Origin of the sequence: Salinicoccus carnicancri Crm (assembly GCF_000330705.1) — a bacterium.
In the GTDB taxonomy this organism is placed as follows: domain Bacteria; phylum Bacillota; class Bacilli; order Staphylococcales; family Salinicoccaceae; genus Salinicoccus; species Salinicoccus carnicancri.
In genome coordinates this window covers 453,821-478,367 of record NZ_ANAM01000008.1, presented here as the reverse complement: position 1 = coordinate 478,367, position 24,547 = coordinate 453,821, and the positions used below count along the sequence as shown (strand labels likewise).

The 24,547-nt window shown below is 48.6% G+C and carries 24 protein-coding genes; 19 read left to right on the top strand and 5 right to left on the bottom strand.

Translation table 11 applies throughout. The features are described from left to right. Positions 1–40: 40 nt before the first annotated feature. Genes gatC through gatB form a run of 3 tightly spaced genes read left to right on the top strand, consistent with a single transcriptional unit; the run spans position 41 to position 3,248 of the window. Complete coding sequence (gatC, locus tag C792_RS0110180) at positions 41–331, top strand: Asp-tRNA(Asn)/Glu-tRNA(Gln) amidotransferase subunit GatC (RefSeq protein ID WP_017549341.1); 291 nt, start codon at positions 41–43, stop codon at positions 329–331. Positions 332–342: 11 nt separating this feature from the next. Further along, entirely contained in the window at positions 343–1,818 is a 1,476-nt protein-coding gene (gene gatA, locus C792_RS0110175; RefSeq protein WP_017549340.1) for an Asp-tRNA(Asn)/Glu-tRNA(Gln) amidotransferase subunit GatA, read from the top strand. Continuing rightward, the gene (gene gatB, locus C792_RS0110170; protein ID WP_017549339.1) at positions 1,818–3,248 is read left to right on the top strand and encodes an Asp-tRNA(Asn)/Glu-tRNA(Gln) amidotransferase subunit GatB; all 1,431 of its coding nucleotides are present in this window, start codon (positions 1,818–1,820) and stop codon (positions 3,246–3,248) included. Before gatA ends, gatB begins: the two co-directional genes overlap by 1 nt. Positions 3,249–3,741: 493 nt before the next feature. Here gatB and C792_RS0110165 read toward each other — a convergent pair whose 3' ends face one another. Further along, a complete protein-coding gene (locus C792_RS0110165) occupies positions 3,742–4,491 on the bottom strand; it encodes a hypothetical protein (protein ID WP_017549338.1) in 750 nt (249 codons plus the stop codon). 125 nt (positions 4,492–4,616) lie between these two features. Here C792_RS0110165 and C792_RS0110160 point away from each other — a divergent pair, with 125 nt between their 5' ends. The 5 genes from C792_RS0110160 (at position 4,617) to C792_RS0110135 (ending at position 10,887) form a co-directional block, all read left to right on the top strand. Then, the gene (locus tag C792_RS0110160; protein WP_017549337.1) at positions 4,617–5,123 is read left to right on the top strand and encodes a GrpB family protein; all 507 of its coding nucleotides are present in this window, start codon (positions 4,617–4,619) and stop codon (positions 5,121–5,123) included. Between the two features lie 156 nt (positions 5,124–5,279). Continuing rightward, positions 5,280–6,206, top strand: a complete 927-nt coding sequence (locus tag C792_RS0110150; protein ID WP_017549335.1) for a diacylglycerol kinase — start codon at positions 5,280–5,282, stop codon at positions 6,204–6,206. Between the two features lie 401 nt (positions 6,207–6,607). Then, positions 6,608–8,389 (top strand): 5'-nucleotidase C-terminal domain-containing protein, encoded by a 1,782-nt coding sequence (locus C792_RS0110145; RefSeq protein ID WP_017549334.1) that lies wholly within the window; start codon positions 6,608–6,610, stop codon positions 8,387–8,389. An 11-nt stretch (positions 8,390–8,400) separates the two neighbouring features. Continuing rightward, positions 8,401–9,756, top strand: coding sequence for a 23S rRNA (uracil(1939)-C(5))-methyltransferase RlmD (gene rlmD, locus C792_RS0110140; protein WP_040608867.1), 1,356 nt, complete (start codon positions 8,401–8,403; stop codon positions 9,754–9,756). A 159-nt stretch (positions 9,757–9,915) separates the two neighbouring features. After that, positions 9,916–10,887, top strand: a complete 972-nt coding sequence (locus C792_RS0110135) for a tRNA dihydrouridine synthase (protein WP_017549332.1) — start codon at positions 9,916–9,918, stop codon at positions 10,885–10,887. A 35-nt stretch (positions 10,888–10,922) separates the two neighbouring features. Here C792_RS0110135 and C792_RS0110130 read toward each other — a convergent pair whose 3' ends face one another. The 3 genes from C792_RS0110130 to C792_RS0110120 form a co-directional block, all read right to left on the bottom strand. Then, the gene (locus C792_RS0110130) at positions 10,923–11,489 is read right to left on the bottom strand and encodes a dihydrofolate reductase family protein (RefSeq protein ID WP_245537535.1); all 567 of its coding nucleotides are present in this window, start codon (positions 11,487–11,489) and stop codon (positions 10,923–10,925) included. A 113-nt stretch (positions 11,490–11,602) separates the two neighbouring features. Further along, a complete protein-coding gene (locus C792_RS14460; protein WP_017549330.1) occupies positions 11,603–13,147 on the bottom strand; it encodes a sodium:solute symporter family protein in 1,545 nt (514 codons plus the stop codon). 95 nt (positions 13,148–13,242) lie between these two features. Further along, positions 13,243–14,112, bottom strand: coding sequence for an N-acetylneuraminate lyase (locus C792_RS0110120; RefSeq protein ID WP_017549329.1), 870 nt, complete (start codon positions 14,110–14,112; stop codon positions 13,243–13,245). Positions 14,113–14,296: 184 nt separating this feature from the next. On the opposite strand from C792_RS0110120, the gene C792_RS0110115 reads away from it, so the two are divergent. From C792_RS0110115 to C792_RS0110090, 6 genes are all read left to right on the top strand, one after another. Continuing rightward, positions 14,297–15,007 carry a FadR/GntR family transcriptional regulator gene (locus tag C792_RS0110115; RefSeq protein ID WP_017549328.1) on the top strand — a complete coding sequence of 237 codons (711 nt, stop codon included), beginning with the start codon at positions 14,297–14,299 and terminating at the stop codon, positions 15,005–15,007. Continuing rightward, the gene (locus C792_RS0110110; protein ID WP_017549327.1) at positions 14,991–15,668 is read left to right on the top strand and encodes a FadR/GntR family transcriptional regulator; all 678 of its coding nucleotides are present in this window, start codon (positions 14,991–14,993) and stop codon (positions 15,666–15,668) included. Before C792_RS0110115 ends, C792_RS0110110 begins: the two co-directional genes overlap by 17 nt. Positions 15,669–15,677: 9 nt before the next feature. Next, complete coding sequence (locus C792_RS0110105) at positions 15,678–16,550, top strand: ROK family protein (protein ID WP_026090318.1); 873 nt, start codon at positions 15,678–15,680, stop codon at positions 16,548–16,550. Positions 16,551–16,623: 73 nt separating this feature from the next. Then, a complete protein-coding gene (gene cysK / locus C792_RS0110100) occupies positions 16,624–17,544 on the top strand; it encodes a cysteine synthase A (protein WP_017549325.1) in 921 nt (306 codons plus the stop codon). 82 nt (positions 17,545–17,626) lie between these two features. Beyond that, a complete protein-coding gene (locus tag C792_RS0110095; protein WP_017549324.1) occupies positions 17,627–18,409 on the top strand; it encodes an ABC transporter ATP-binding protein in 783 nt (260 codons plus the stop codon). Between the two features lie 23 nt (positions 18,410–18,432). Continuing rightward, positions 18,433–19,377 (top strand): VOC family protein, encoded by a 945-nt coding sequence (locus C792_RS0110090; RefSeq protein ID WP_017549323.1) that lies wholly within the window; start codon positions 18,433–18,435, stop codon positions 19,375–19,377. Between the two features lie 27 nt (positions 19,378–19,404). Here C792_RS0110090 and C792_RS0110085 read toward each other — a convergent pair whose 3' ends face one another. Then, a complete protein-coding gene (locus C792_RS0110085; RefSeq protein ID WP_017549322.1) occupies positions 19,405–20,304 on the bottom strand; it encodes a protein-ADP-ribose hydrolase in 900 nt (299 codons plus the stop codon). Between the two features lie 129 nt (positions 20,305–20,433). On the opposite strand from C792_RS0110085, the gene C792_RS0110080 reads away from it, so the two are divergent. The 5 genes from C792_RS0110080 (at position 20,434) to C792_RS0110060 (ending at position 24,391) form a co-directional block, all read left to right on the top strand. Further along, complete coding sequence (locus C792_RS0110080; protein ID WP_017549321.1) at positions 20,434–20,853, top strand: hypothetical protein; 420 nt, start codon at positions 20,434–20,436, stop codon at positions 20,851–20,853. Positions 20,854–20,960: 107 nt separating this feature from the next. After that, positions 20,961–22,355: a 23S rRNA (uracil(1939)-C(5))-methyltransferase RlmD gene (gene rlmD, locus C792_RS0110075; protein WP_017549320.1), complete on the top strand. Its 1,395-nt coding sequence runs from the start codon at positions 20,961–20,963 to the stop codon at positions 22,353–22,355. A 133-nt stretch (positions 22,356–22,488) separates the two neighbouring features. Further along, positions 22,489–23,340, top strand: coding sequence for an aldo/keto reductase (locus tag C792_RS0110070; RefSeq protein WP_017549319.1), 852 nt, complete (start codon positions 22,489–22,491; stop codon positions 23,338–23,340). A gap of 133 nt (positions 23,341–23,473) precedes the next feature. Continuing rightward, positions 23,474–24,001: a hypothetical protein gene (locus tag C792_RS0110065; protein ID WP_017549318.1), complete on the top strand. Its 528-nt coding sequence runs from the start codon at positions 23,474–23,476 to the stop codon at positions 23,999–24,001. A gap of 21 nt (positions 24,002–24,022) precedes the next feature. Beyond that, positions 24,023–24,391: an iron chaperone gene (locus C792_RS0110060; protein WP_017549317.1), complete on the top strand. Its 369-nt coding sequence runs from the start codon at positions 24,023–24,025 to the stop codon at positions 24,389–24,391. Positions 24,392–24,547: the final 156 nt, after the last annotated feature.

The following is a 24,547-nucleotide window of genomic DNA, read 5'->3' as shown; positions in this document are numbered from 1 at the left end:
ATAAAATTTAAATGTTCTAATTAGAAATGGAGGGAACGGAATGTCTGAGATTAATAAGGACACGGTGAAGCATGTCGCCAATCTTGCAAGGATCGAGCTTGAAGATGAAACGGCGGCGGAAGCATTTACAAAGGAGCTTGACGGAATTGTCAACTATGCACATCTTCTGGATGATCTGGACCTCAGCTCCACAGAGCCGATGTTCCACGCGTTGGACTTGAACAATGTGCTCCGTGAAGACGAAGTGGCAGAGCCGCTCACACAGGAAGAGGCACTGAAAAATGCCAAGTCAACGAAAGAGGGCTACTTCAAAGTGCCGAAAATGCTATAGGGAGGTTTAACGTGAATATTCATGAACTGACAGTTGAAGAACTGTATGAAAAGATACAAGCGAAAGAGATAAAGCCCTCAGAAGTTGTGGGTGCGCTGTTCGAGCGGATCGAGGCGTCTGATGAGACAATCGGTTCTTTTTTATTTGTCAATAAAGAAGAGGGGCTGAAGCGGGCGGAGGAGCTGGACCGTCTGCAGGCGGAAGACAGGATGGATGGTGCACTGTTCGGTATCCCGATGGGGATCAAGGATAACATCTGCACCAAGGATATTCTGACGACGTGTGCGAGCCGCATGCTGGAAGATTTCAACCCTGTCTATGATGCAACCGTCATGGACAAGCTGAATGAAGAGAACCCGGTGATGATGGGCAAGCAGAACATGGATGAGTTTGCCATGGGCGGTTCCACTGAAAATTCCTATTTCAAGCCTGCACGCAACCCGTGGGATACAAAAGCAGTGCCGGGAGGCTCATCAGGCGGGTCTGCAGCAGCAGTTGCAGCCGGATATGTGCCGTTCTCACTCGGCTCTGATACCGGCGGATCCGTACGCCAGCCGTCTGCATTCTGCGGTGTTGTGGGCATGAAGCCGACATATGGGCGCGTTTCAAGATACGGCCTTGTGGCATTCGCATCTTCCTTGGATCAGATTGGCCCGATTACGCGCAATGTCAGGGATAATGCAAAAATTCTTGAAATCATTTCGGGCAGCCACGGCAAAGACTCAACGAGCATGCCCGGTGTCGAAGCTGAATTCCTTGAAGGCATCGACCGCGACCTGTCCGGTATGAAGATTGCGCTGCCGAAGGAATTTATCGGTGAAGGTATCGATGACGAAGTGAGTGCATCGGTCAGAAGATCGGCCGAAATATTCGAGTCACTCGGTGCCACAGTGGACGAAGTCTCCATCCCGCATACCAAATACGGTGTCAGCGCATATTATCTGATCGCCTCCAGTGAGGCGAGTGCGAACCTTGCACGATTTGACGGTATCCGTTACGGCTATAAGGCTGAAGGCGCACAGACCCTTGAAGAGCATTATAAGAAAACACGTTCCGAAGGGTTCGGTTCCGAGGTCAAACGCAGGATTCTCCTTGGTACTTTCGTACTCAGTGCCGGCCATTACGATCAGCACTACATCAGGGCGCAGAAACTGCGCAGCCTGCTTGAGGGCGAAATGAAAGAGTTATTCTCTGAATACGATCTTATCATCGGGCCGACGACACCGACGGCGGCGTATGATATCGGTGAGAAAAGCGAAGACAGCCTGCAGATGTACAAGGACGATATCCTGACAGTGCCGGCGAACCTGACAGGCATGCCTGCACTCTCCATTCCAAGCGGCCTTTCAAGAGACGGACGTCCGATCGGACTGCAGCTCATCGCCAATCATTTTGATGAGAAGAAAATATACAATGCGGCGTTCAAATTCGAAGAGAAGTTCAATCTTCATGAAGAATTGAAAAAGCTGCAGCTGGAGGTGCGATGATGCATTTCGAAACAGTAATCGGACTTGAAGTCCACGTTGAACTGAAAACGAACACGAAGATGTTCTCTGATGCGCCTGCACATTTCGGTGCCGGTCCAAACTCCAATCTGAGTGTCGTGGACCTGGCATATCCAGGCACGCTTCCGGTTCCGAACAGGGAGGCGGTCAACTTCGGTATGAAAGCGGCCATGGCACTCAACATGGATATCGCAGATATTACAAAATTCGACCGTAAGAACTACTTCTATCCGGACAATCCGAAAGCATATCAGATATCCCAATTCGACAAGCCGATCGGCGAGAACGGATGGATCGACATCGAAGTGAACGGTGAGACGAAGCGTATAGGGATCACGCGCCTCCATTTGGAGGAGGATGCAGGGAAATCCACGCACAAGGATGATCATTCACTTGTCGACCTGAACCGTCAGGGTACACCACTTGTGGAGATCGTTTCAGAGCCTGATATCCGTACACCGGAAGAGGCTTATGCATATCTTGAAAAGCTCAAGGCCATCATCCAGTACACAGGCGTATCCGATGTGAAGATGGAAGAAGGTTCACTCAGATGTGATGCCAACATCTCACTGCGCCCGTATGGCCAGCAGGAATTCGGTACTAAAGCTGAACTCAAGAACCTGAACTCCTTCAGCTTTGTAAGGAAAGGTCTCGAGCATGAGGAAAAACGCCAGGAGAAAGTCCTCATGAAGGGCGGCACCATCGAGCAGGAAACCCGCCGTTTCGACGAGAAGACAGGCGAAACGATCCTCATGCGCGTCAAGGAAGGCTCAGATGACTACAGGTACTTCCCCGAACCCGATCTTGTGGAGATTCACATCGACCAGGACTGGAAAGACAGGGTCCGTGAAAGCATCCCGCTGCTTCCGGATGCGCTCAAGGAAAAGTACGTCAGTGAATACGAACTGCCGGCTTATGATGCACATGTTCTGACACTCAGGAAAGAGACATCCGACTTCTTCAATGCGATGGTCGAATCCAATCAGGCAGATGCGAAACTTGCATCCAACTGGCTGATGGGCGGCGTCAGTGAATACCTGAATAAAAACCAGGTGGAACTGGGCGACACTGCGCTCACACCGGAAAATCTTTCAGACATGATCAAACTCATCGAAGACGGCACAATTTCCAGCAAACAGGCCAAAAAGGTATTTGCTGTACTGGTAGAAAAAGGCGGAGATGCCAAGAAGACCGTCAAGGACCTGGGCATGGAGCAGATTTCAGACCCTGAGGTCCTCGGTGAAATGGTCACAGAAGTACTCGATGCCAACGAACAGTCCATCGAAGACTTCAAGAACGGGAAAGACCGTGCAATCGGCTTCCTCGTCGGACAGATCATGAAGAAATCCAAAGGACAGGCCAACCCGAAGATGGTCAATCAGATTCTGCTCGAAGAGATCAACAAAAGATAGATTTACCACAGAAACGCACACCGAAAAGGTGTGCGTTTTTATATTGGCGGCGGCTCGTCTCATCGTCCGATTTTCGTTGAAGTGAGAGACGGGGGTTTATCGATTAGGGATCGAAAACAAGAGAGGCAGAAGCTCTTATCATAGCTCACCGATCGGTAATAAGAGAAGACTGTCTCTTGTCATCGAAATGGAAACGACAATAAGACCAGGGGTGCCTCTTTTCATCGAAATGGAAACGACAATAAGACCAGGGGTGCCTCTTATCATCGAAATTCGATCGGTAATAAGAGAAGACTGTCTCTTTTCATCGAATCAAAAACGGTAATAAGAGAGGGCGTCTCTTATCATCGAAATTCGATCGTTAATAAGAGAAGACTGTCTCTTGTCATCGAATCAAAAACGTCAATAAGAGAACAAGAATTCCAGTCTCCCATCAACCATAAAAGCACCGGAACCAATCGGTTCCGGTGCCTCATCGTCGTATCTTCAATTTTTATTCGGTCATATATCCATAAATGTTTTCTGCAATGATGCCTTCTGTTTCTTCTGTTAGGGTGCCGGCATCGTAATCGTAGAATTCGCCGGCCGGTGCAGTGTCCTGGTTGTCGATGTAGAAGTAGTCGTTCTCAGTAAGATATGTCTGGTCTTCTGCAAGGGAATTGGCGAGATTTTCATGCTCGTGTGCGTTCGGATTGCCGAGGATGTATACGACCTTGCCGCTATTGTAGATATTCATATAGGCGCTGGTGAGGTTATCTGTATCACGCTCAGGCAGGACTTCGTCGTTGTAGTCCCTGATCTGCAGCGCATCCATGATGACGGCATCGCTGTTTTCGCTCACTGTGAGTTCCGTCAGATCGACGGTGTTGGTATTTATGTCGATGCGGTTGAACTCGATATTGTCACTTCCGAACTGCCCCGCAAGCGTTTCGATGAAACCATCTGTATAATACGAGGGGAGGAGGACATCGATGATGAGTGCTTCATTATTTTCCACGGCCTGGGTGTAGCGCTCCTGCAGTGGTTCCTGGCTGAAAGCGAGGTCCTGCCCGCCTGCCTCATCACCGGAGTCTCCAGTTTCACCGGATGTTTCGGAGCCGCTGTTTTCACTGCCTTCCTCTGTTTCCTCCTGCGATGTCCCGGAGATGATATCTGATTGATCAATATTCTGGCTCATGCCAAAGTTTACATACAGCCCGGCGCCAAATACGATGAGCAGTATGACGATTAATACATTTTTCATGGTGCCCTCCTTGGTATGGGATGTTCATACTTTCACTGGTATATGGTATAATATGAAAAATAAAAAAATTGTCAAATTAATTATACACAAATCTGTTTGTGAATGATATATAGGAATGATAAACAATGAATGACAGCTTATTATATGAAAAAGCATCAGAGTGTTATATTAAGGCGACACTCGATATACTCAATCATTACAAATCAGTGGCGATGGAAGTTCACCATGTCGGATCGACAAGTCTCGGTCCGGCTGCACTTCCCGGGGATATAGATATACTGATGCTTGTCAAAAACAGCCGGTCGCTGGAAGAACTCCCGGGGCATATGATTGAGGAAGGGTACGAAGTCGTCGAAGAAGTCAGTCCTTATTATAAGGGGGAGACGATTCTCCGCTGTCCCTATGAAGAATTTGCGGTGAACTTCATACTGATGGAGTACGGATCAAAGCGGAAGGATGACATCCTTTACTGCAGGGACTGCATCAATGAAAATCCATCATATGCATGCCGGTTGAAAGAGATCAAAGATGATTACCTGGAATCCAGGATCAGCAGGGCGGAGTATCAGGCGGAAAAGTCAAGGTTGTTCCTCGCGATTACCGGCCAGCCCGGGGATGCTGAATTTGTATAGGTTTTTGTTCATACTGAACTTGGTCCTGATCGGATTCATGATTTTCATGTCAGCACTCGATATGCCTGCCCTGACCCGCATACTGCAGATTGTTGTGTTTTTACTCAGTGTCTATTTGTTTTACTCATATTCAAAACATGAAATTAGGAGAAGGAAATGAAAACTGCGAGAATCATATACAACCCGACCTCCGGCAGAGAGATATTCAAAGAATCACTGGCAGCTGTGCTCGAACGTCTGGAGATAAATGGCTATATCACGAGTGCACACGCGACCACCGGTGAGGGAGATGCGATTTCTGCTGCCGCAAACGCATGTGAGATGGACTTTGACCTGATCGTTGCCGCGGGCGGGGACGGTACGGTCAATGAAGTGATCAACGGCATGGCTGATTTTGAGGATCGGCCGGAACTCGGCATCGTGCCGATGGGAACTGTGAACGATTTTGCAAAAGCGCTGCACATTCCACCCGGGATACTGGATGCGGTTGATATGATTGTGGACGGCAGGACCGCCCGAATCGACCTGGGACGGATGAACAGCAAATATTTTATGAATATCGGCGGAGGCGGCAAGATTACCGCAGTGTCCTACGAGGCGCCAAGCAGACTGAAAGCCATCATTGGACCGCTTGCCTATTATGTCAAGGGGATCGAAATGCTGCCCCAGATCAGAAGCTCGAACGTGAGGATTGATTATGATGGAAACATTTTCGAAGGCAAAGTCATGCTGTTCCTGCTCGGGCTCACCAATTCGATCGGCGGTTTTGACAAACTGGTGCCGGATGCGGCATTCAATGACGGATACTTTTCACTGATTATCGTAGAGGAGGCAAGCCTTGCGGAACTCGGTCACATACTGACCCTTGCAACACGGGGCGAACATCTGAAGCATCCCAAAGTCCATGTGTACAAAGCCCAGGATGTCCATATATCCTCTTACGAGGAAGTGCAACTCAATCTGGATGGCGAATTCGGCGGTGTTCTGCCGGCGCATTTCGAAAATATGAAAGAGCACCTGGAAGTCAGGGTGCCGGAATCATTCTATAAAGTACATATACTGAACGATAAATACAGCTATTGATTTTCAATGAGACTGGGATATAAGTCCTGAAGATATATATAAATAGTCGATTATACTTCAAAAGACGGACGTTGGACTTCTGGGGGAATAGCATCTGCGTGAGACTACAGGCTCACGCGATGCCCCGGAAAAGCTAACGTCCGTCCTATTTATGACGGGAATAGTTTTGTCCCAGCCTCCTTTTTGTTTCAGGGAGGACTTACTGGAGCAGGCCGGATACCCTCCATCCATCATTCTCCCGGTTGCAGCGGGATGGATACAGGCCCAGTCTGCCGTCAGTGGCAATGGACTGGCCGGTGATATAGACCGATGCTTCCGATGCCTCTGGAGTCTCAGGTCAGATATGCCTATATACATCCCTTTCTGATATAATGGGAACTACTATATTTTCGAGGTGTATTATGAAGCTGACAGTATTTGCTACGACGGATGTCCATGGTGCCGTTTATCCATATGACTATTTCAGCGGCAAAGAGAAAAGCACAAGCCTTCTCCATATTAAGTCCTATATCGACCGCTACAAGGAGTCCCATCCTGATGAGATGGTCCTGACTGTTGATAACGGTGATATTCTGCAAGGGGACGTATGGAACGATTATGACTTTGAGGCAGGCCCCGGCCACCGGCTCCTGCCCCGGATTATAAATGATACTTACGACGTAATCGGCATCGGCAACCATGAATTCAATTTCGGATTGGATTACCTTCATTCTGTATACACAAGCCTCAGGCCTGCAATCATAAACTCCAATGTGGATTTCATGGATCATCCCTTAAGTAAACGTGTACTGCCTTATACAATCCTGGAGAAGGAGACGCCCGGCGGGACGATAAAGATCGGCTTTCTGAGCGTAGTGCCGACACAGATCCTGAAGTGGGATGCATTCCATCTGGAAGGCCGGCTCAATGTTGCCGACATGCGGACGACGGTGGAAAAGACAGCTGCCGAGATGAAAGCGGCCGGCGCCGATCTGACAATACTCCTCTCACATTCCGGTCTGAGCAAAAATCCGGATCATTTGAAAACATCCGGTGAGAACCAGACGCTTCTGATGACCATGATCCAGGATGTGGACGGTATCGTGTTTGGTCACACGCATGAATTCTTTCCGGACAGAGACTTTGACGTATCGATCGGCACCATCGATTTCAAAAGAGGGACAATCAACAATAAACCTATGGTACAGCCCGGCGTGTACGGAAGTCATGCCGGAAAGCTCAGCTTTGAGGTCGAAAGGAGTCAGGACGGCTGGCAGACCCGGCACCAGTCGGCCTGTCTGATTGACACCGGGGAAACACGATTGGATTCACGCCTATTAGCTAAATACGAACCTTTTCACAAAAAGGTCCTGGAGTATCTGTCCACTCCCATAGGAGAGATTGACAGCCCCTGGCATACTTATTTCTCGAGACTGTTCCCTTCAAAAGCAGTCCAGGTGGTGGCGGAAGCGGGGAAAGCTTATGCCAAAAGATTGATTGCAGCCGGTGAGCTTGAAAGCCTGCCGGTACTCGGTTTCAATGCTGCGGTCAAAGCAGGCAGGGACGGGCCTCACGACTTTACAGTGCTTGAAGCAGGGGCGGTGACACTTGCGGAAGCGATCGATCTGTACAAACATGCGAATACCCTGCTCGTCATTAAAATTGACGGAGCCACACTCAGGGAATGGCTGGAGTGGAGTGCATCGCAGTTCATCATTCCTGACGAGGACGGATTTTTATTGAGGCCGAACCGTTCCAGGGACGGCTTCCCCAGTTATAACTATGATACATTTTTTGACCTTGATTACGTCTTTGACATTACCCGTCCGCCCAGATATGACAGTACAGCCAAACAGATCCATGACTCCCGGCGGGTGGCTGAAGTGAAGTATATGGGCAGGGAAGTCAAAGATGATGATGAATTCATCATCCCTGCGAACAATTACCGGGTATCCTATACACCTTTTTTGCGGAATGCTGAAATACTGCATGAATCAAGGCTGAGTGTACGGGACATAATTATCGATTATATGAGGGGCAACCCGCAGTTTGAGCTCCGTGACCCCATGACAATTCTGCCGCGCGGCACATACAGGATGGAAACAGCGACAAAGGCAAAGGATTATATAATGACAAATCAGCCGATCAGGCACATGAAGGAAACGGAACACGGCTTCAGCCGCTATGAAATTAATCTGGAGTAAGAGGGATGAATATGACCGCAGTAACCAAGAATGAATATTATACAAGAACTGTGACGGACTATACGCATGAAGGCATGGGAGTCGTCAAAGTGGACCACTATCCGATCTTCATACCCGACGTACTTGTCGGGGAGGAAATTGAAGTTAAAGTCATAAAAGCCAATAAGAAATTCGGTTTCGGCAGAGTCGAGAGAACCATCAGGCCTTCTGCAAACCGCATAGATCCCCCATGCCCGTACTACTATCAATGCGGCGGGTGCCAGATACAGACGCTGGACTATGCGGAGCAGCTTGCATTCAAGAAAGGAACGATGGACAAGAGCATCAACCGTATGGCAAGGCTGGATAAGGAAATCAACCCCGCTGTCGGCATGGATGAAGCGATGCACTACCGCAACAAATCCCAGATTCCTGTGAAATTCAACAACGGCAGAGTGGAGATGGGATTCTATAAGCCGAGGAGCCACGATATCGTCGACATTGAACACTGCCTGATCCAAAAGGAGATCCACAACGATCTGATGGTGTTCATAAAAGAACTGCTCAACAAAGAGAAAGTGTCCATATATGATGAGGCCATGCATCAGGGATTGCTGCGCCATGTCATCATCCGTTCGAACCATGATGACTCGGAAGTCCAGGTCGCATTCGTCACCAACGGCAAGAAAAATGTATTCACTGGCATCATCAATGCCATCATCGAGTCGTTCCCGATGGTCACGAGCATCGTCCAGAACATCAACCCGGACAAGACGAATGTGATATTCGGTGACAGGACGAACGTCCTCTATGGAAAGGACTACATCACAGATACACTGCTCGGGAAAAAGTTCCGGATCAGGGCAAGATCCTTCTATCAGGTGAATCATGAACAGACAGAGAAACTCTATCGGGAAGCACTGGAAGCAGCCGACCTGAAAGGTGATGAGACCATCATCGATACGTATTGCGGCATCGGAACGATCGGGCTGTCGGCAACAGACCGTGCAGGGAAGATCATCGGTATAGAAGTCGTTGATTCCGCAGTGGAGGATGCGCGGGAGAACGCAAGGTTGAACGGCGCCGAGAATGCCGAGTTCCATCTGGGCAAGTCGGAGGAAGTGATGAAGAAACTCGTCAAAGAGGGAGTGAAACCCGATGTCGTCTTCGTCGATCCACCGAGGAAAGGATGCCATCCCGAATTTCTTGAAGCACTTGCCGAAGTCAGGCCGGAGAAGATCATCTATGTATCCTGCAATCCGAGTACACTGCAGCGTGATTTGAAATACATGGGAGAGCAGGGGTATGACATCAGCCCGGTCACGCCGGTCGACATGTTCCCACAGACGAACCATGTGGAGGGTGTTGTCGCGCTGGAATTAATGTGAATACGGTATGTAGAATATATGAGCTAATACAGATATAAAGAAACCTTGTATATGGAATGATGAAATCCGGATTTCAGAATCTGGATTTTTATTTGCATCTGAGGTAAAATATAATGATTGAAATCACCGGATGGATATGACAGGGAGAGGAATTTGGTTATGAAGGAGAATTTTTGGCAGGACCTGCCACGGCCCTTTTTTGTGCTTGCACCGATGGAGGATGTGACGGATGTCGTGTTCCGTCATGTGGTGGCGGAAGCGGCGGGACCGGATGTGTTTTTCACAGAATTTACGAACTCGGACAGCTATTGCCATCCTGAGGGCATACACAGTCTGCGCGGCCGGCTGACTTTCACAGAGGATGAACAGCCGATCGTTGCACATATTTGGGGGGACAGACCTGAACATTTCCGCGAGATGAGCATCGGCATGGCGGAACGGGGGTTCAAAGGCATCGATCTCAATATGGGCTGTCCGGTGCCGAACGTTGCCGGGGACGGCAAGGGCAGCGGGCTGATCCTGAGGCCTGAAGTCGCAGCTGAACTGATCCAGGCGGCGAAGGCGGGCGGTCTGCCTGTCAGTGTGAAGACGCGTCTCGGCTATGCTGAAATCGAAGAATGGCACGGGTGGCTGAGGCATGTGCTGGAGCAGGATATAGCGAACCTTTCGATACACCTGCGTACACGCAGCGAAATGAGCAAGGTTGATGCACACTGGGAGCTGATCGCCGCGATAAAGGAACTGCGTGACGAGGTGGCGCCGGATACGCTGCTCACCATCAACGGGGATATCCCGGACCGTCAGACAGGCATGGAACTTGTTGAAAAATACGGTGTCGATGGTGTGATGATCGGACGCGGGATATTTAAAAATCCATTCGCTTTCGAACATGGACAAAAAGAGCACACGAGTGAGGAGCTGCTCGATCTTCTGAGGCTGCATCTCGATCTCCACGACAAGTATTCGGAACTCGGACTCCGGAACTACACCCAGCTCCACCGGTTCTTTAAAATATATGTCAAAGGCTTCCGTGGGGCGGGGCGGCTGAGGAATGCGCTCATGAACACGAAATCGACAGATGAAGCGCGCGGACTGCTCAAAAGCTTTTCAGAGAATATGATTGTACAGTAAAAATCCAAGGATTCCCCTTGGATTTTTTTATTCCGCTACTTTTTGACTGTGTAGTTCAGTTCTACAAACTGATTGAATTCCCTGGCGCCTTTGAATTCAAGTTCATGATGATAGTCACCGTTTCTGAACAGGGGGATGCCGTCACCAAGAATGACCGGCGCCACTGTGACCGTGATTTCATCAACCAGCCCCTGCTGCAGATATTCATGGATCAGTTCGCCGCCGCCCATGATCCATATGTTCCTGCCTTCTTTTTCCCTCAGTGAATGAATCAGTTCGCTTGTCTGCCCATTTATGAATTTCACATCTTCATTGTCCGGCATGTCGGATCTTGTATAGACATAACAGTCGCAGTCTTTGTATGGGAATTCCTCTATCTTCTGATCGAGCAGCCAGTCATAGGTACGCCTGCCCATGATGACAGTATCGACCGTATCATAGAATTCAGAAATGCCGTTATCCCCTTCACCTTCCACTTTGAACAGCCATTCCAATGAATCATCAGTCGTTGCGATATAGCCATCGAGCGTTGCTGCAATGAACAGGACCACTTTGCGGTCTGAAGCCATGGAATCATCCCTTTCATATCTTATCGGTTCCATTTTAACAATATACATCTGATTGGATAAAGGAAACAGATTCGCAGGTTGTTTGCCATTTTTGAGAAAAAGAAGCCGCTTACCGTTGTGACCGGTAGGCGGCTTTCTGCTCTTGATCATGAATTTTCCACGTTGACTGTCATATTCCCTTTGACTTCTTCATCCTCTTTTACATAAGCCTCGTTCCTGGTATAGATCGTGAGGCCTTTGATATTTTTCGGTGATGCCGCAAAAAGCAGGCTCGCAACGTATCCGAGTGCGAATGAGATGAGGAATGCAAACGTACTTACGGCAAATGGAGTCATGTTTGTCTGTCCGATGAAGTATGAAGCGACAGCGGCTCCGATGAGTCCGACCCAGACACCTTTTGTATTGGCGCGTTTTGTGAATATGCCGAGGGCGAACACTGCGGCAATAGGTACTCCGAACAGGCCTGTGATGCTGAGGAACAGATTCCATGTCTCCTCCCTGTTGGTGGATACGAGGAAGAGGGCTGCGGACATGCCGATCACCCCTGATAGGATGATTGCCCATCTTGCAAGTTTTACGTCCTGTGCCTGATTCTTACCGACAAAGCGTCCTTTGAAGTCAGTGATGACACAAGCTGAAATACTGTTGAGACTGGATGAAATCGTTGATTGTGCCGCAGCGAATATGGCGGCGATCAGAAGTCCTGCCACGCCTGCAGGCAGTGTGGTCACGATGAAGTATGGCACGATTGCTGATGTGTTTACGGATTCCGGAAGGCCGCCCATGTCATTGAAGTAGCTGTAGAGGACTGTTCCCATGCCATAGAAAAGTGGTATTGTCAGCAATGCCAAAAATCCGTTTGTCCATAGTGACTTGCTTGTCTCTTTCATTGAGCTTGTTGTCTGGTATCTCTGTACAACATCCTGACTTGCCGTGTACTGATGCAGGTTGTTGAAGATCGATCCGATGAATATTATCGGAATCGCTGCTGCCGCTGTCCCGAATTGGAAATTCTGCGCTGTAATCAGTTTGTCTTCCCGCGTCGCATCCTCGATGAGCGTGCCAAATCCGCCGTCGATGTATGTGACTCCGAGGATCAGTATCAGTACTGCGCCGCCGAGCAGGATGATGCCCTGTATGACATCACTCCAGATGACCCCTTCGATTCCGCCGAGGAATGTGTAGATGATGCAGAGCAGTCCAACAACGGATGCGACGAGCATAGGGTTGATATTGGAAACGGACGTGATTGCGAGTGTCGGGAGATAGACGACGATCGCTATACGGCCGATGTGGAAGAGTATGAACAGGATGCTTCCGACAGCTCTGAGTGATACCCCAAAACGTGCTTCCAGATATTCATACGCGCTTGTCACATTCAATTTCCTGAAAAACGGGATATAGAAGTAGATCAGTATCGGGATGATTGCAAAGATTGCAATGTTGCCTGCCGAATATGACCAGTCGGAGAGGAACGCCTGCTCCGGTGTGGACATATATGTGATGGCACTCAATGTTGTTGCGTAGATACTGAAGCCTGCAGCCCATGCCGGGATCCTTCCGCCCGCAGTGAAGAATGAATCAGTACTTTTGCCTGCACGCTTCGTAAAATAAAGACCGACACCGAGCATGCCGGTAAGATAAACAATGATGACAATCCAGTTTATTGCGCCGAGGCCTGTTGCTTCCATGTTAAGTTCCCCCTGTCATTAACAGCTTTATAAACCGCTTACATATGGCTTTTTATGAAAGCCCGACTCTGTGAGTACAGGGCTTACTAAAGAATCTAGAGATTGAAATCTGCAACCAGCTTTTCAACTTCCGCACGTTTTGAAGGGTCGAATGAGCTTAAAGGATTCTTTGTCGTTCCTGCATCGATGCCTTTGACGTTAAGAATTTCCTTCAGTGTCTGGTAAATGCCGAGTTCAAGTACTTTTTCTATGATATCGTTTGCTTCATGCTGCACTTCATATGCTTCTTTGAATTTATTCTGTTCGCAAAGCTCCATGATCCTGCGTGATTTCAGGCCGTTTACGTTGTAGGTGCTGCCGATTGCGCCGTCTACTCCGGACAGCAGTCCGTATACGAGCATTTCGTCAAAACCTGAGTAGATCAGTTTGTCAGGATAGCGGTTGCGGAGTCTTTCGAGTGCAAAGAAGTTGCTGTCGGTATATTTCACACCGATCACTTTTTCATTGGCAAACAGTTCATCGAACTGTTCCATGGATATTGCCACACCAGTAAGGGCAGGTATGGCATAGATGATCATGTCATTGCCTGTCTCTTCAATGATTGTGTTGTAATAGGATTTGATCTCCTCGAATGTAAACGGATAGTAGAATGGTGTGACAGCGGACAGGCTGTCATATCCGAGTTCTGTCGCGAACCTGCCGAGTTCAACCGCCTCCTCGAGGTTCAGGGACCCGACCTGTGCAATCAGCTTCACTGAATCCTTCGCTTCATCCTTGACTGTTTCAAAGATGAATTTCTTCTGATCTGTAGTCAGCAGGAAGTTTTCACCAGTACTTCCGTTGACATAAAGGCCATCGACTTTCTGAACATCTATGTTATGCCTGACGACCTGTCTCAGACCTTTTTCTTTAATCTGTCCGTTTTCATCAAACGGGATGAGCAATGCTGTAAATAAACCTTTCATCACTGGTTCCTCCTATGAGTTGATAAAATTAACCGCTAAAAGATATAATATTGTCAGACCAATTTATAATTCTCATATTAGAGCGACTCTGGTATATTGTCAAGGGAAAATGAGGGACCGTTTTCAAATCGCATCATACAAAAAAACGTGTGGTATGATGGGGGTATTACAGGAGTGAGGACATATGGCCATTAAAAAGACTTCTCTGGTAGAAATAGCAGCGGAGAGGATGAAGCAGAATATAATAGAGAACAACCTTCGGCCGGGAGATAAATTCCTGTCGGAGAAAGAACTGATTCAGCAGCTTGAGGTGAGCAGGACGGTCGTCCGGGAAGCGCTGAGGTCACTCTCTTCAATCGGTATCGTAGAAGTGCGCAAAGGGGGCGGAGTATATGTCGGCCACTCGAGTTTCGACTCGATAAGGAATATACTGGAACATCACCATGCGGTACACGGGGTGAAGCTCAGGGAGCTTGCGGACATCAGGAAGGTCATTGAACTTGGAGCTGTCCGTCTCATCATAGAAAATGATCTGCAGATCGACAGGTCCTGTTTTGAAGAGATCAACCGCAGCTACCATGAGGCGATTCTGGCCGGCAAAGATACCAAGAAGTATGATCAGCAGTTTCATCAGCAGCTGATGAAAGAGACGGGGAATGATACCTTCTATAAGTTCGCCGAAGTGATCCAGGAGTATTTCTCGCTGGTCAAAATCGACCTGGTACAGTCCAGGGATTCTCTCATAAAATCATATGAGGAACATGAGGATATCATAGCAGCACTGGTACAAAAGGATCTTGTGCGCGGGCACCGCCTGATCGCAGAACATCTCGAACCGGTGTTCACATTTATCCGGCAAGTGGAGGAGGCCCGCGGTGATGGAACCGATCAGTAATACGGAAAGGAAGTCACTGAAACAGACTGTCATTCAGGAGATAAAAAGCTATATCATAGAGCACGGCCTCTCGGAGGGTGATAAATTGCCCACCGAGCGTAAATTTACAGAAATGTATGGTGTCAGCCGTTCGGTCGTCCGTGAAGCGCTCAGCTATCTTGAGAACACCGGTGTGATCAGCATCAGGCAGGGCCAGGGAGCGACGCTGAGCCGTTCGAATATAGACAAGCTCCTAAGCAATTTCTTCTTTCTGTGGAGGATCAACGGCGGTGACTTCGAAGAAGTTCTCAGCCTCCGGATGATTTTTGAATCGAGTGCCATTGATGAAATCATCAGGAATGATGAAGGAGAACAGTTCGCTGCACTGGAGGCAGTTCTGAAACGGTATGAAGCAGTGGATTCAGCAGCCCGGTTCCGGGAAATCGACAGGGAATTCCATGAGCAGCTCCTGCGGTCGACCGGCAATGATCTGTTCATACAGATGACCAGTATCATTACGAACTATTTCTTCGAGGTTGCACCATCCATCGATCTGAGCACTGAAGAGATAGAGGAGATGCTCAAAGAGCATAGGGAAATCATAGAAAAAATCATTGATAAGGATGCGGACGGTGCCAAAAAGATATTGTCGGGGCACCTCGGCAACGTCAGGAAAGACTAGGTGAAAACGATGAGCTATCTGGCAGTGGATATCGGGGGAACATTCATCAAGAGTGCAGTGGTGAATGGGGATCAAAGACTCTCGGTACGGGACAAGATAGAAACGGGCGGCAATAAAGACAACGGCATACTCGGTAAAGTTGAATCCATCGTCAGGGAGGAACTGGACCGGGGTGAAGATATCAGGGGCATAGGCATCAGTACGGCAGGGATCGTCGACAGGGAAAAGGGCGAAATCGTCTATGCAGGACCTACAATTCCGGGTTATAAAGGGACACCGTTCAAAGCATATCTGAGCAAACGGTTCGGCGTGCCTGTCCATGTTGAAAATGACGTGAATGCAGCGCTCCTTGGCGAGATGTGGAAAGGAGCGGGGAGAGGGAAGGATAACGTCTTCTGCGTCACCCTTGGGACAGGGATTGGCGGTGCCTTCTACAGCGGAGGAGTGACCGGAGGCGCGCACAACCAGGCAAATGCGGTGGGGTATCTGCTCAAAGATACGTCCGGTTTGAATTATGAACAGCGCGCCGCCACATCTGCACTCAAACTGAGACTGCAGGAGAGTCTGGGGTCTGGAATGGAGACGGAAGAATTGTTTGATCGTGCCAGGGCCGGAGATGAACAAAGCAAAAAGGTCATCAATGACTGGGCCCATGATGTGGCAGAAGGCCTGGCGCAGATTATTATCATGTTCGATCCCGGCCATGTGATCATTGGCGGCGGTATATCACAGCAGGGGGATTTTCTGCTCGATATCATAAAAAGGCACATAGAGTCATTCCTGCCCCCGGATTTTTTGAAAACGGAATTTAAAATAGCAGAACTGTTCAATGATGCCGCCCTGTACGGGGCAGTCAGCCTGTTTATGCAGTCAGATAAATGATGTTGCTTGGACCTTTTGCATTTTTATAATATACTAGGGGAATAGGAATTAAACGTGAAAGAGGGTTCAATTCATGAACAGAGTAGATAGCATAGTGGATCTGATCGGAGATACTCCGGTTGTCAAACTTAACAAAGTGGTGCCGGAGGGCGCGGCTGACGTTTTCGTCAAGCTGGAGATGTTCAATCCAAGCAAGAGTGTCAAGGACCGTGCGGCGTTCGCCATGCTCAAAAAAGCGGAGGAGGACGGCCTGGTGGAACCGGGCGGCACCATCATCGAGCCGACCAGCGGCAACACCGGCATCGGTCTTGCGATGAATGCCGCAGCAAAAGGATACCGTGCGATTTTTGTGCTGCCGGACAGCTCGACAAACGAGAGGATAAACCTTCTCAAAGCCTATGGAGCTGAAGTGGTGCTCACGCCGAGCGAAGAGAAGATGCCCGGCTGCATCCAAAAGGCGAAAGAACTGCAGGAAGGTATCCCCAACAGTTTCATCCCACAGCAGTTCGAGAACTTTGCGAACCCCGATGTACACCGGACAACCACTGCGGTTGAGATACTGGATCAGATGGGCGGCAATCTTGATGCTTTCGTCGCCACGGCAGGGACAGGCGGTACGATCACTGGGACGGGTGAGACGTTGAAAGAGCATCTGCCTGGACTCCATATTTCGGTTGTTGAGCCGAAAGGTTCACCGGTGCTCTCCGGCGGCGAACCCGGGAAGCATAAGCTCGTCGGAACGAGTCCGGGGTTCATTCCGAATATATTGAATACGGACGTTTTCGATGAGATCATACAGATTGCAGACGAAGATGCAGTCGACATGTTCAAAAGGCTGGCACGGGAGGAGGGCATCTTCGTAGGTCCATCGGCCGGCGCCTCTGCCTTTGCGGCGATAGAAGTTGCCAAAAGGCTGGGACCGGGGAAACGTGTCCTGGCCATAGCTCCGGATACAGGTGAGCGTTATTTGAGCATGAACTTATTTGATGAATGATTGGAAGACGGCAGACTTTGATTCTGCCGTCCTTTTATGTATATTGAAGTTTAAGATGTGAATCTGATTGGGAGTGCTTGATATGAACAGGATCATCACCATGAAGGATGTTTATTGGCGAAGGAGTGGCGTTGAAATACTGAAGGATATCAACTGGACGGTGAACAGGGGTGAACACTGGGCAATCCTGGGCCTTAACGGCTCCGGGAAGACCTCGATCCTGAATATTGTCACCGGCTATAATTATCCGACTGCAGGAAAGGTCAAAGTGCTGGATACCGAATTTGGCAAGGCGAGCATCCCGGAACTGCGCAAAAAGATAGGCTACGTCAGCAGCTCCCTCGGCCGCTTTGCCCAGACTATGAATCGCGAAACGGCGATGAACATCATCATCAGCGGTAAGTATGCCTCATTTGGCCTGTACCGTGAAATTACCGCAGAAGACTGGGAACGTGCGGAAAAGATATTGAAGGAGCTCAGGCTCCTGTATTTGAAGGATAAAACCTACAATTTGCTTTCACAGGGGGAGCAGCGAAGGGTTTTGATCGGCCGTGCACTGATGGCAAAACCTGAGCTGCTCATTCTTGATGAGCCCTGTTCCGGGCTTGATGTTCTGGCACGTGAGGATGTTTTGGATATTGCTGAACACGTCGCAGGGAAATCCAGCCATCTGCTGTATGTGACGCATCACATTGAGGAAATAACAGATGCAGTCACCCATGTACTCCTTGTGCGCGATGGGGAAGTTGCGGCCGGTGGGCCGAAAAGGGAAGTGCTTACCGATAGGCTGCTCTCCAAAGTATATAAGATTCCTGTGAAGGTGCACTGGGAGAACGGACGGCCGTGGATGAGCATCACCAAATAATAAAGAAGGACAGGTGGCGTTCAATGATCAGAGGGCATCATCACATATCCATGTTTACAAAAGATCTGAAAGAAAATAATCATTTCTATACGGAAGTGCTTGGATTGAGGCGGGTGAAAGTGTCTGTGAACCAAGGGGATACAGGCATGTATCACGTATTCTACGGCGACAGGACAGGCAGTGCCGGCAATGACCTGACATTCTTCGAAATACCGAATACCGGGGCTGCCCGCAAAGGAACGAACTCGATTTCCGGAGTCGGGCTGCTTGTCCCCTCCTACGATTCACTTATGTACTGGCAGGAGAGGCTGGACAGGATGGAAGTGAAAAATGAGGGCATCGGCCATTATGCCGGCAGGGATTCACTGGTTTTCGAGGACCGGGAGGGACTGAAGCTCATCCTGATCAACCACAGGGGAGATGCCGTCCCTGGTGAATGGTCCCCGTGGGAAGGAAATGATGTTGACGCGAAGCACCCTATCCTTGGCATGGGTACAGTTGAAATGACTGTGGAGGATAAATCCGCCCTCGTCAGTCTGCTTGAGAATCTGTTTGGATATAAGAAGGCCGGAGAAAATGATGAGGCTGCAGTCATGCAGGCTGTGGAAGGTGAAGTATTTGGGGAAATACTTATAAAACAATCCCATGCTGATAAAGAACGTCCGGGAAAGGGCAGTGTCCACCACCTGGCGATCCATTCCGCAGACAGACCGCTTGAGGTATGGGACAGGCTTTTGAAGGAGAAAGGGTACAGGACAACCGGGGTGAAGGACAGGTATTATTTCGAAAGTCTGTATTTCAGGGAAGACAATGGGGTCATGTTTGAAATCGTGGGCCCGAAAGCACGGGGGTTCACTGCAGATTCGTCTGCCAGAGACCTGGGGAACCACCTCGATCTGCCGCCGTTTTTGGAGCATGAGCGCGGGGAAATAGAAGCAAAACTGAGACCCATTGAAGAATGGACATGATGAACCTCCGGGAGCCCCGGAGGTTCATCATTTTTCCAGTATATTCAAATATATGTCCCTGTCAAAATCTCCATACACATCGAATATGATTTTACTGAAATTATGGTCGTTTTTCTCGAGCCATTCATTTACAGTACCAACTGCAATTTCTGCAGCCTGCTGCGCGGGGAAACCGAATTCGCCTGTTGAGATTGAAGGGAACACGACTGTCTTGATATCATCCATCTGCGTGGCGAGTTCAAGACAGGAGATATAGCTCGAAGAGAGCAGTTCCTCGTGCGTTTCTGTAAGGCCGCCGCCTTGTTCTACGACAGGACCGACGGTGTGGATGACATATTCTGCGGGAAGGTTGTAGCCTCTTGTAATCTTTGCATCACCGGTCTGCTCTTCATTCTTTTGGACATGGATGATTTCCGCACAGTCATCACGGAGCATGGGGCCGGCAGCTGAATGGATGGCGTTATCAACATTGTCACTGAGCGGCTGCATGGAGCCGAGCAGCGCTTTGTTTGCAGCATTGACTACTGCATCTGCACGCATAGCGGTAATATCCCCCTGCCAGAGCGCCATTTTATCGGCCTGGGATATAGAGGAATCAGGATATCGTTCCCTGATTGTCTCAATCTGCTCTGTTTCAATGACGACCTTCTCCTCCAGTTCAATCTGAAGCAGTGTATCCAGCTTCGTCATCATTTCCCGGTCCAGCGGCAACGGCTGTCTGATATTCAGCAAAGCTCTGACCAGCCGTCTTTTTGCTTTGTAGTCTTCAGGTATTTCAATATCCTGCGTGCCCGCTTTTTCATTCCTCAGGATGAAAAGAATATCATCTGTAAGCCCGGCTTTCTGACTGAGCTGACTTTCTTTCGGCACGAATGGTTTAAAGAGATTTATATTATCCGCATATTCATCAAGGTTCAATTGTCCCAACTGAAATCACCTCTCCCTTATTCCCATTTTGTCATTTATAAAGTAAATAATCCAAAAATCAGATTGATTGACGATAAATATGGCCGCCGGCGGGTATATTCGAACTATACTTCAATTTGGAGGCTTAAGATGGTCATCTTTATAAAACTCATCCTTATAGGCATCATTGCCGGCATCCTTCTTGCGGGCTTCATGAAAGTGGTCCGGCTTATTACCGGGAGCAAGGCGGATATACTGCTCTACAATATGGATTATATGCCGTTCCTCAAAAAATGGAGTGACTACTGGATCACCGGCATCCTGTTCCATTATGCGACCTGCATCGCAAGCGCTGTCGTACTTTTTTATCTTCTCATCCCTGTCGGGCGGGAGATGGCATTGTGGCCGTATATACTGGTTTTTGCAGCAGGCGGCGGAATGCTTTATTTCCTCAGCGCCCTCACCCGGACACCTCCTGCCTGGAATGATGCCTCCGCATGGTTCTACTGGACGTTCGGCCATGGTGTGTTCGGCCTTGCCGTCGGCCTGCTGATCAGATTCTGGATCTGAGGATGGCGAAACAGGCGGAAACGTATTGCCAATCCAGTCCGCACTCTATAAAATGAATAGAGCAGTTGAACATAAAGTTGAGCAATCGATATTAAGGAGTTGCTAGTGTGGCGAAACAGGGTTTTGAAACTCATACTGTGACGATAGAGAAACTGGATAAAAAAGGATCCGGCATGGGCGCAGTCTGGCGGGATACTGGAGGGGACAATCCCCGGAAGCTTAAATTGAACGTGCCCCAGACACTGGTCGGTGAAGAAGTGAAGGTGACAGTGCCGAATCCAGACCGCAAGAAAGCACGCGTTCTCCCTGATGAAATTATAAAGGCCAGCCCCGCGAGAATCGAGCCGGCCTGTCCGCATTTTGAGCTGTGCGGCGGATGTGTCTGGCAGCATTGGTCCTATGGCAGCCAGCTGCAGTATAAGACAGGGGAGGTCAAACGCTTCCTCAGCCGGCATGGTTTCGATACCGGGGTCGTCAAAGACGCGATCGGTGCAACAAGCCCGTGGGAATACCGTAACAAGATGGAGTTCACTTTCGGCCATGACGGTTCTCTCGGCATGCATGAACTCGGTAATTTCCGGAAAGTGATTGATCTGGATACATGCCTGATTGCAGGAAACGAAATGGTCGAAGTGATGCTCGAAGTTTCAGAATGGAGAAAAGAATTCAATTTGAGCGGTTATGATAAAGATGAACATTCTGGACTTCTGCGCAATCTGATGGTCAGACAGTCACAGAAGACGGATGAACTCATGCTGGCTGTCTTTGCAACTGAATCACCGTATGGCGCGCTTGAAGAGGCGGTGGATAATCTGATCCGAAGGATTACGGAGAAGTTCGACAACGTCAAAAGCCTGATGTGGATGGAAAACAGGGAATGGGCGGATGTAGCCCAGTCTGAGAAAACCCATACACTCTTCGGCCGGGATTACATCAATGATGAGATGTACGGTTATAAATACCGGATCTGGTTCGATACATTTTTCCAGACAAATCCGGTACAGGCAGAGAAACTTGTGGATCTGGCGATTGAGATGGCAGACGCTGAAAAAAGTGAACGCATGATCGATCTGTTCTGCGGAGTCGGAACCTTTTCCCTCCCGTTTGCTTCGAGGGTCAAAGAGCTTGCCGGCATTGAAATCGTGGAGACATCCATCGAATCTGCAAAACGGAATGCTGCCGACAATGGCATAGACAATACGTTCTTCCTGGCCAAAGATGCGAGGCGGGGCATGGACGAAGTACTTGAAACGTGGGGGAAACCAGATCTGCTCATGCTTGACCCGCCACGTTCCGGTGCCGGCGGCAAAGTGATGAGAAGAATCGGAAGACTCCGGACGGACAGGGTGGTTTATGTATCCTGCAATCCGGAATCCTTTGCAGATGACATCACATGGCTCAGGGAGTTCGGATACGAACTCGTACAGGTGCAGCCGGTGGATCTGTTCCCGCATACTGTACATGTCGAGGTTGTATCTCTGCTCAGAAAAATTGATAAATGACCTTCTGGATCTGAGAATCGGCTTCGGCCGGTTCTTTTTTTACGGGCAGAGTTGTCTGTGATTGAAGGCAGGAGTGATCGGGAATAGTGTATTGTTTGGGATAAACGCATCATTTTATAGGAAAGGAAGCTTGATGACAGTGGATAAAATGTATGGACTTAATGACGGCACGGATACCCCTGCGATCGGTCTTGGCACCGTCGGCCTGAAAGGAGCGCGGGGCGTCGGCAGTATTGTGACTGCGATAGAGAAGAATGGATACCGTCTCATTGACACTTCAACCAATTATGATAATGAAGGGGCTGTCGGAGAGGCAATCCGCCGTACGGCCGTTCCGAGGGAAGAGCTGATCATCAATTCGAAACTGCCGGGTGCGGCACATGATTACGATCAGGCAATCCAGATGATTCAGGAATCCCTATACCGTATCGGCATCGACTACTTCGACAAGTATCTGATTCACTGGCCGCTGCCGAAGCAGGGAAAATACGTGGAAGCGTGGCAGGCTCTGATAGATGCCCGGAAATTCGGTCTCATAAAAACGATCGGTGTATCCAATTTCCTGACGGAACATCTGGAGAAACTCATTGATGAGACAGGTGTGACGCCGGCCACAAACCAGATTGAAAGGCATCCTTATTTCAACAATAATGAACTTGTTGAAGATAACAAGCGTCTTGGAATCGTTCCGGAGGCATGGAGTCCCTTCGGCCGGGAAATCAATGATGTTCTGGAAAATGAAACAATCAGGGGAATTGCACAAAAGTATGGTAAGTCGCCCGCGCAGATCATTGTACGCTGGAATGTACAGAATGATGTACTCGTCATTCCGAAGTCTTCATCGCCGGTTCACCAGAGAGAGAACCTTGACGTTTTCGACTTTGAATTGAGCAACGAAGATGTAAAAGAGATTGATTCTCTTGATAAAGGAGAAGAGGGAAGAGTGGAAGGTCAGCACCCAAATGAGTACGAAGAGTTTGTATGACATAGCTCCCATGTCCGGCCGTATTTTCGGCCGGACTTCTTTTTTGTCGGTGATTGGGCTTTGAAGCCGGGGACAATATGTTTATAATTGAAGCAACTGATGAATAACCGGTTAAAGGTTTGAGGAGGCAGCCATGAAAGAATACCAGTTCCAGGCCACTATTGAAGCGGACGATCACAGGCTTGTTCAGATAATCGATGCTAAGGGCGGGTCAGCCGGGTTCATTGAGAAAGATGTACTGAGGAAATGTGAAGAAAAACATACGTATTCTTTTACTTCCAAAGAAGGCTCCAAAGTGATTGTCGGGTTGAAACAGCGCAAATTCAGGGATTTGAATATCGCCAACTATATTATTGCTGCCGGAGAAACGGCAATGTTCCTCAAGGAAAAGGCGGGAAAAAACCTGCTGCGATTCAGGGTGAAGGGGCATATAGGGGAACGCCATATGTATATAAAAGAGGACGAAGAAGGCGACATGGATGTTTTCATCGACCGCAGAAAAGCAGCTGTAATCACTGAATATTCACCTGAAAAAGTTACCATAAAAATGGATGATGAAATAGAAGAGGACAGCGTGATTTTTGCAGTGATAATACTGATGTTCTTCATGTTTAAATTGTATAAAAGAGAGTCATGGCACATAGAAGAACTGCTGTCATAAGAGTAACTGGGAGGAAAGAAGATGGAAGAATTCAAAGAATTTCTGGACAAGTTGGATAATCGGCAAGAGCGTTTTAAAATTGAGGAAGTGCTGCAGTGGATTTCAGATGAATATCCGGATTTGGGAAAGACGGTTAAATGGAATCAGCCGATGTTCACGGATCACGGCACCTTCATACTCGCTTTCAGCATAGCCCAAAAGCATGTATCTGTTGCGCCGGAAACTGTGGCAATCAAACATTTTGAACCGGAAATCATAGAAGTCGGCCACAGTTATACTGATAATGTCATCAGGATGACATGGAGTGAACCGGTGAATTACGACCTGCTCAGAAAGCTGATCGACTTTAATATTGAAGATAAAAAAGACCATGACAGATTTTGGAGATGATAGGAGAAACCCCTGTACTTCATATATATTATTGAAAATATGAAGAATTAGGAATACAAAAAAAGAGTTGAAATTTACATGCATTCTCCTTTATCATGAATCGGCGGTACTCAAGCGATTTAAAGGAGGGTAATTGTGAAGAATAGAAGAAAACGC

Coding starts and splice junctions, on each gene's coding strand:
- gatC (WP_017549341.1), top strand. CDS start 41: ATGTCTGAGATTAATAAGGACACGGTGAAGCATGTCGCCAATCTTGCA.
- gatB (WP_017549339.1), top strand. CDS start 1,818: ATGCATTTCGAAACAGTAATCGGACTTGAAGTCCACGTTGAACTGAAA.
- C792_RS0110165 (WP_017549338.1), bottom strand. CDS start 4,491: ATGAAAAATGTATTAATCGTCATACTGCTCATCGTATTTGGCGCCGGG.
- C792_RS0110160 (WP_017549337.1), top strand. CDS start 4,617: ATGAATGACAGCTTATTATATGAAAAAGCATCAGAGTGTTATATTAAG.
- C792_RS0110150 (WP_017549335.1), top strand. CDS start 5,280: ATGAAAACTGCGAGAATCATATACAACCCGACCTCCGGCAGAGAGATA.
- C792_RS0110145 (WP_017549334.1), top strand. CDS start 6,608: ATGAAGCTGACAGTATTTGCTACGACGGATGTCCATGGTGCCGTTTAT.
- rlmD (WP_040608867.1), top strand. CDS start 8,401: ATGACCGCAGTAACCAAGAATGAATATTATACAAGAACTGTGACGGAC.
- C792_RS0110135 (WP_017549332.1), top strand. CDS start 9,916: ATGAAGGAGAATTTTTGGCAGGACCTGCCACGGCCCTTTTTTGTGCTT.
- C792_RS0110130 (WP_245537535.1), bottom strand. CDS start 11,489: ATGGAACCGATAAGATATGAAAGGGATGATTCCATGGCTTCAGACCGC.
- C792_RS14460 (WP_017549330.1), bottom strand. CDS start 13,147: ATGGAAGCAACAGGCCTCGGCGCAATAAACTGGATTGTCATCATTGTT.
- C792_RS0110120 (WP_017549329.1), bottom strand. CDS start 14,112: ATGAAAGGTTTATTTACAGCATTGCTCATCCCGTTTGATGAAAACGGA.
- C792_RS0110115 (WP_017549328.1), top strand. CDS start 14,297: ATGGCCATTAAAAAGACTTCTCTGGTAGAAATAGCAGCGGAGAGGATG.
- C792_RS0110110 (WP_017549327.1), top strand. CDS start 14,991: ATGGAACCGATCAGTAATACGGAAAGGAAGTCACTGAAACAGACTGTC.
- C792_RS0110105 (WP_026090318.1), top strand. CDS start 15,678: ATGAGCTATCTGGCAGTGGATATCGGGGGAACATTCATCAAGAGTGCA.
- cysK (WP_017549325.1), top strand. CDS start 16,624: ATGAACAGAGTAGATAGCATAGTGGATCTGATCGGAGATACTCCGGTT.
- C792_RS0110095 (WP_017549324.1), top strand. CDS start 17,627: ATGAACAGGATCATCACCATGAAGGATGTTTATTGGCGAAGGAGTGGC.
- C792_RS0110090 (WP_017549323.1), top strand. CDS start 18,433: ATGATCAGAGGGCATCATCACATATCCATGTTTACAAAAGATCTGAAA.
- C792_RS0110080 (WP_017549321.1), top strand. CDS start 20,434: ATGGTCATCTTTATAAAACTCATCCTTATAGGCATCATTGCCGGCATC.
- C792_RS0110070 (WP_017549319.1), top strand. CDS start 22,489: ATGACAGTGGATAAAATGTATGGACTTAATGACGGCACGGATACCCCT.
- C792_RS0110065 (WP_017549318.1), top strand. CDS start 23,474: ATGAAAGAATACCAGTTCCAGGCCACTATTGAAGCGGACGATCACAGG.
- C792_RS0110060 (WP_017549317.1), top strand. CDS start 24,023: ATGGAAGAATTCAAAGAATTTCTGGACAAGTTGGATAATCGGCAAGAG.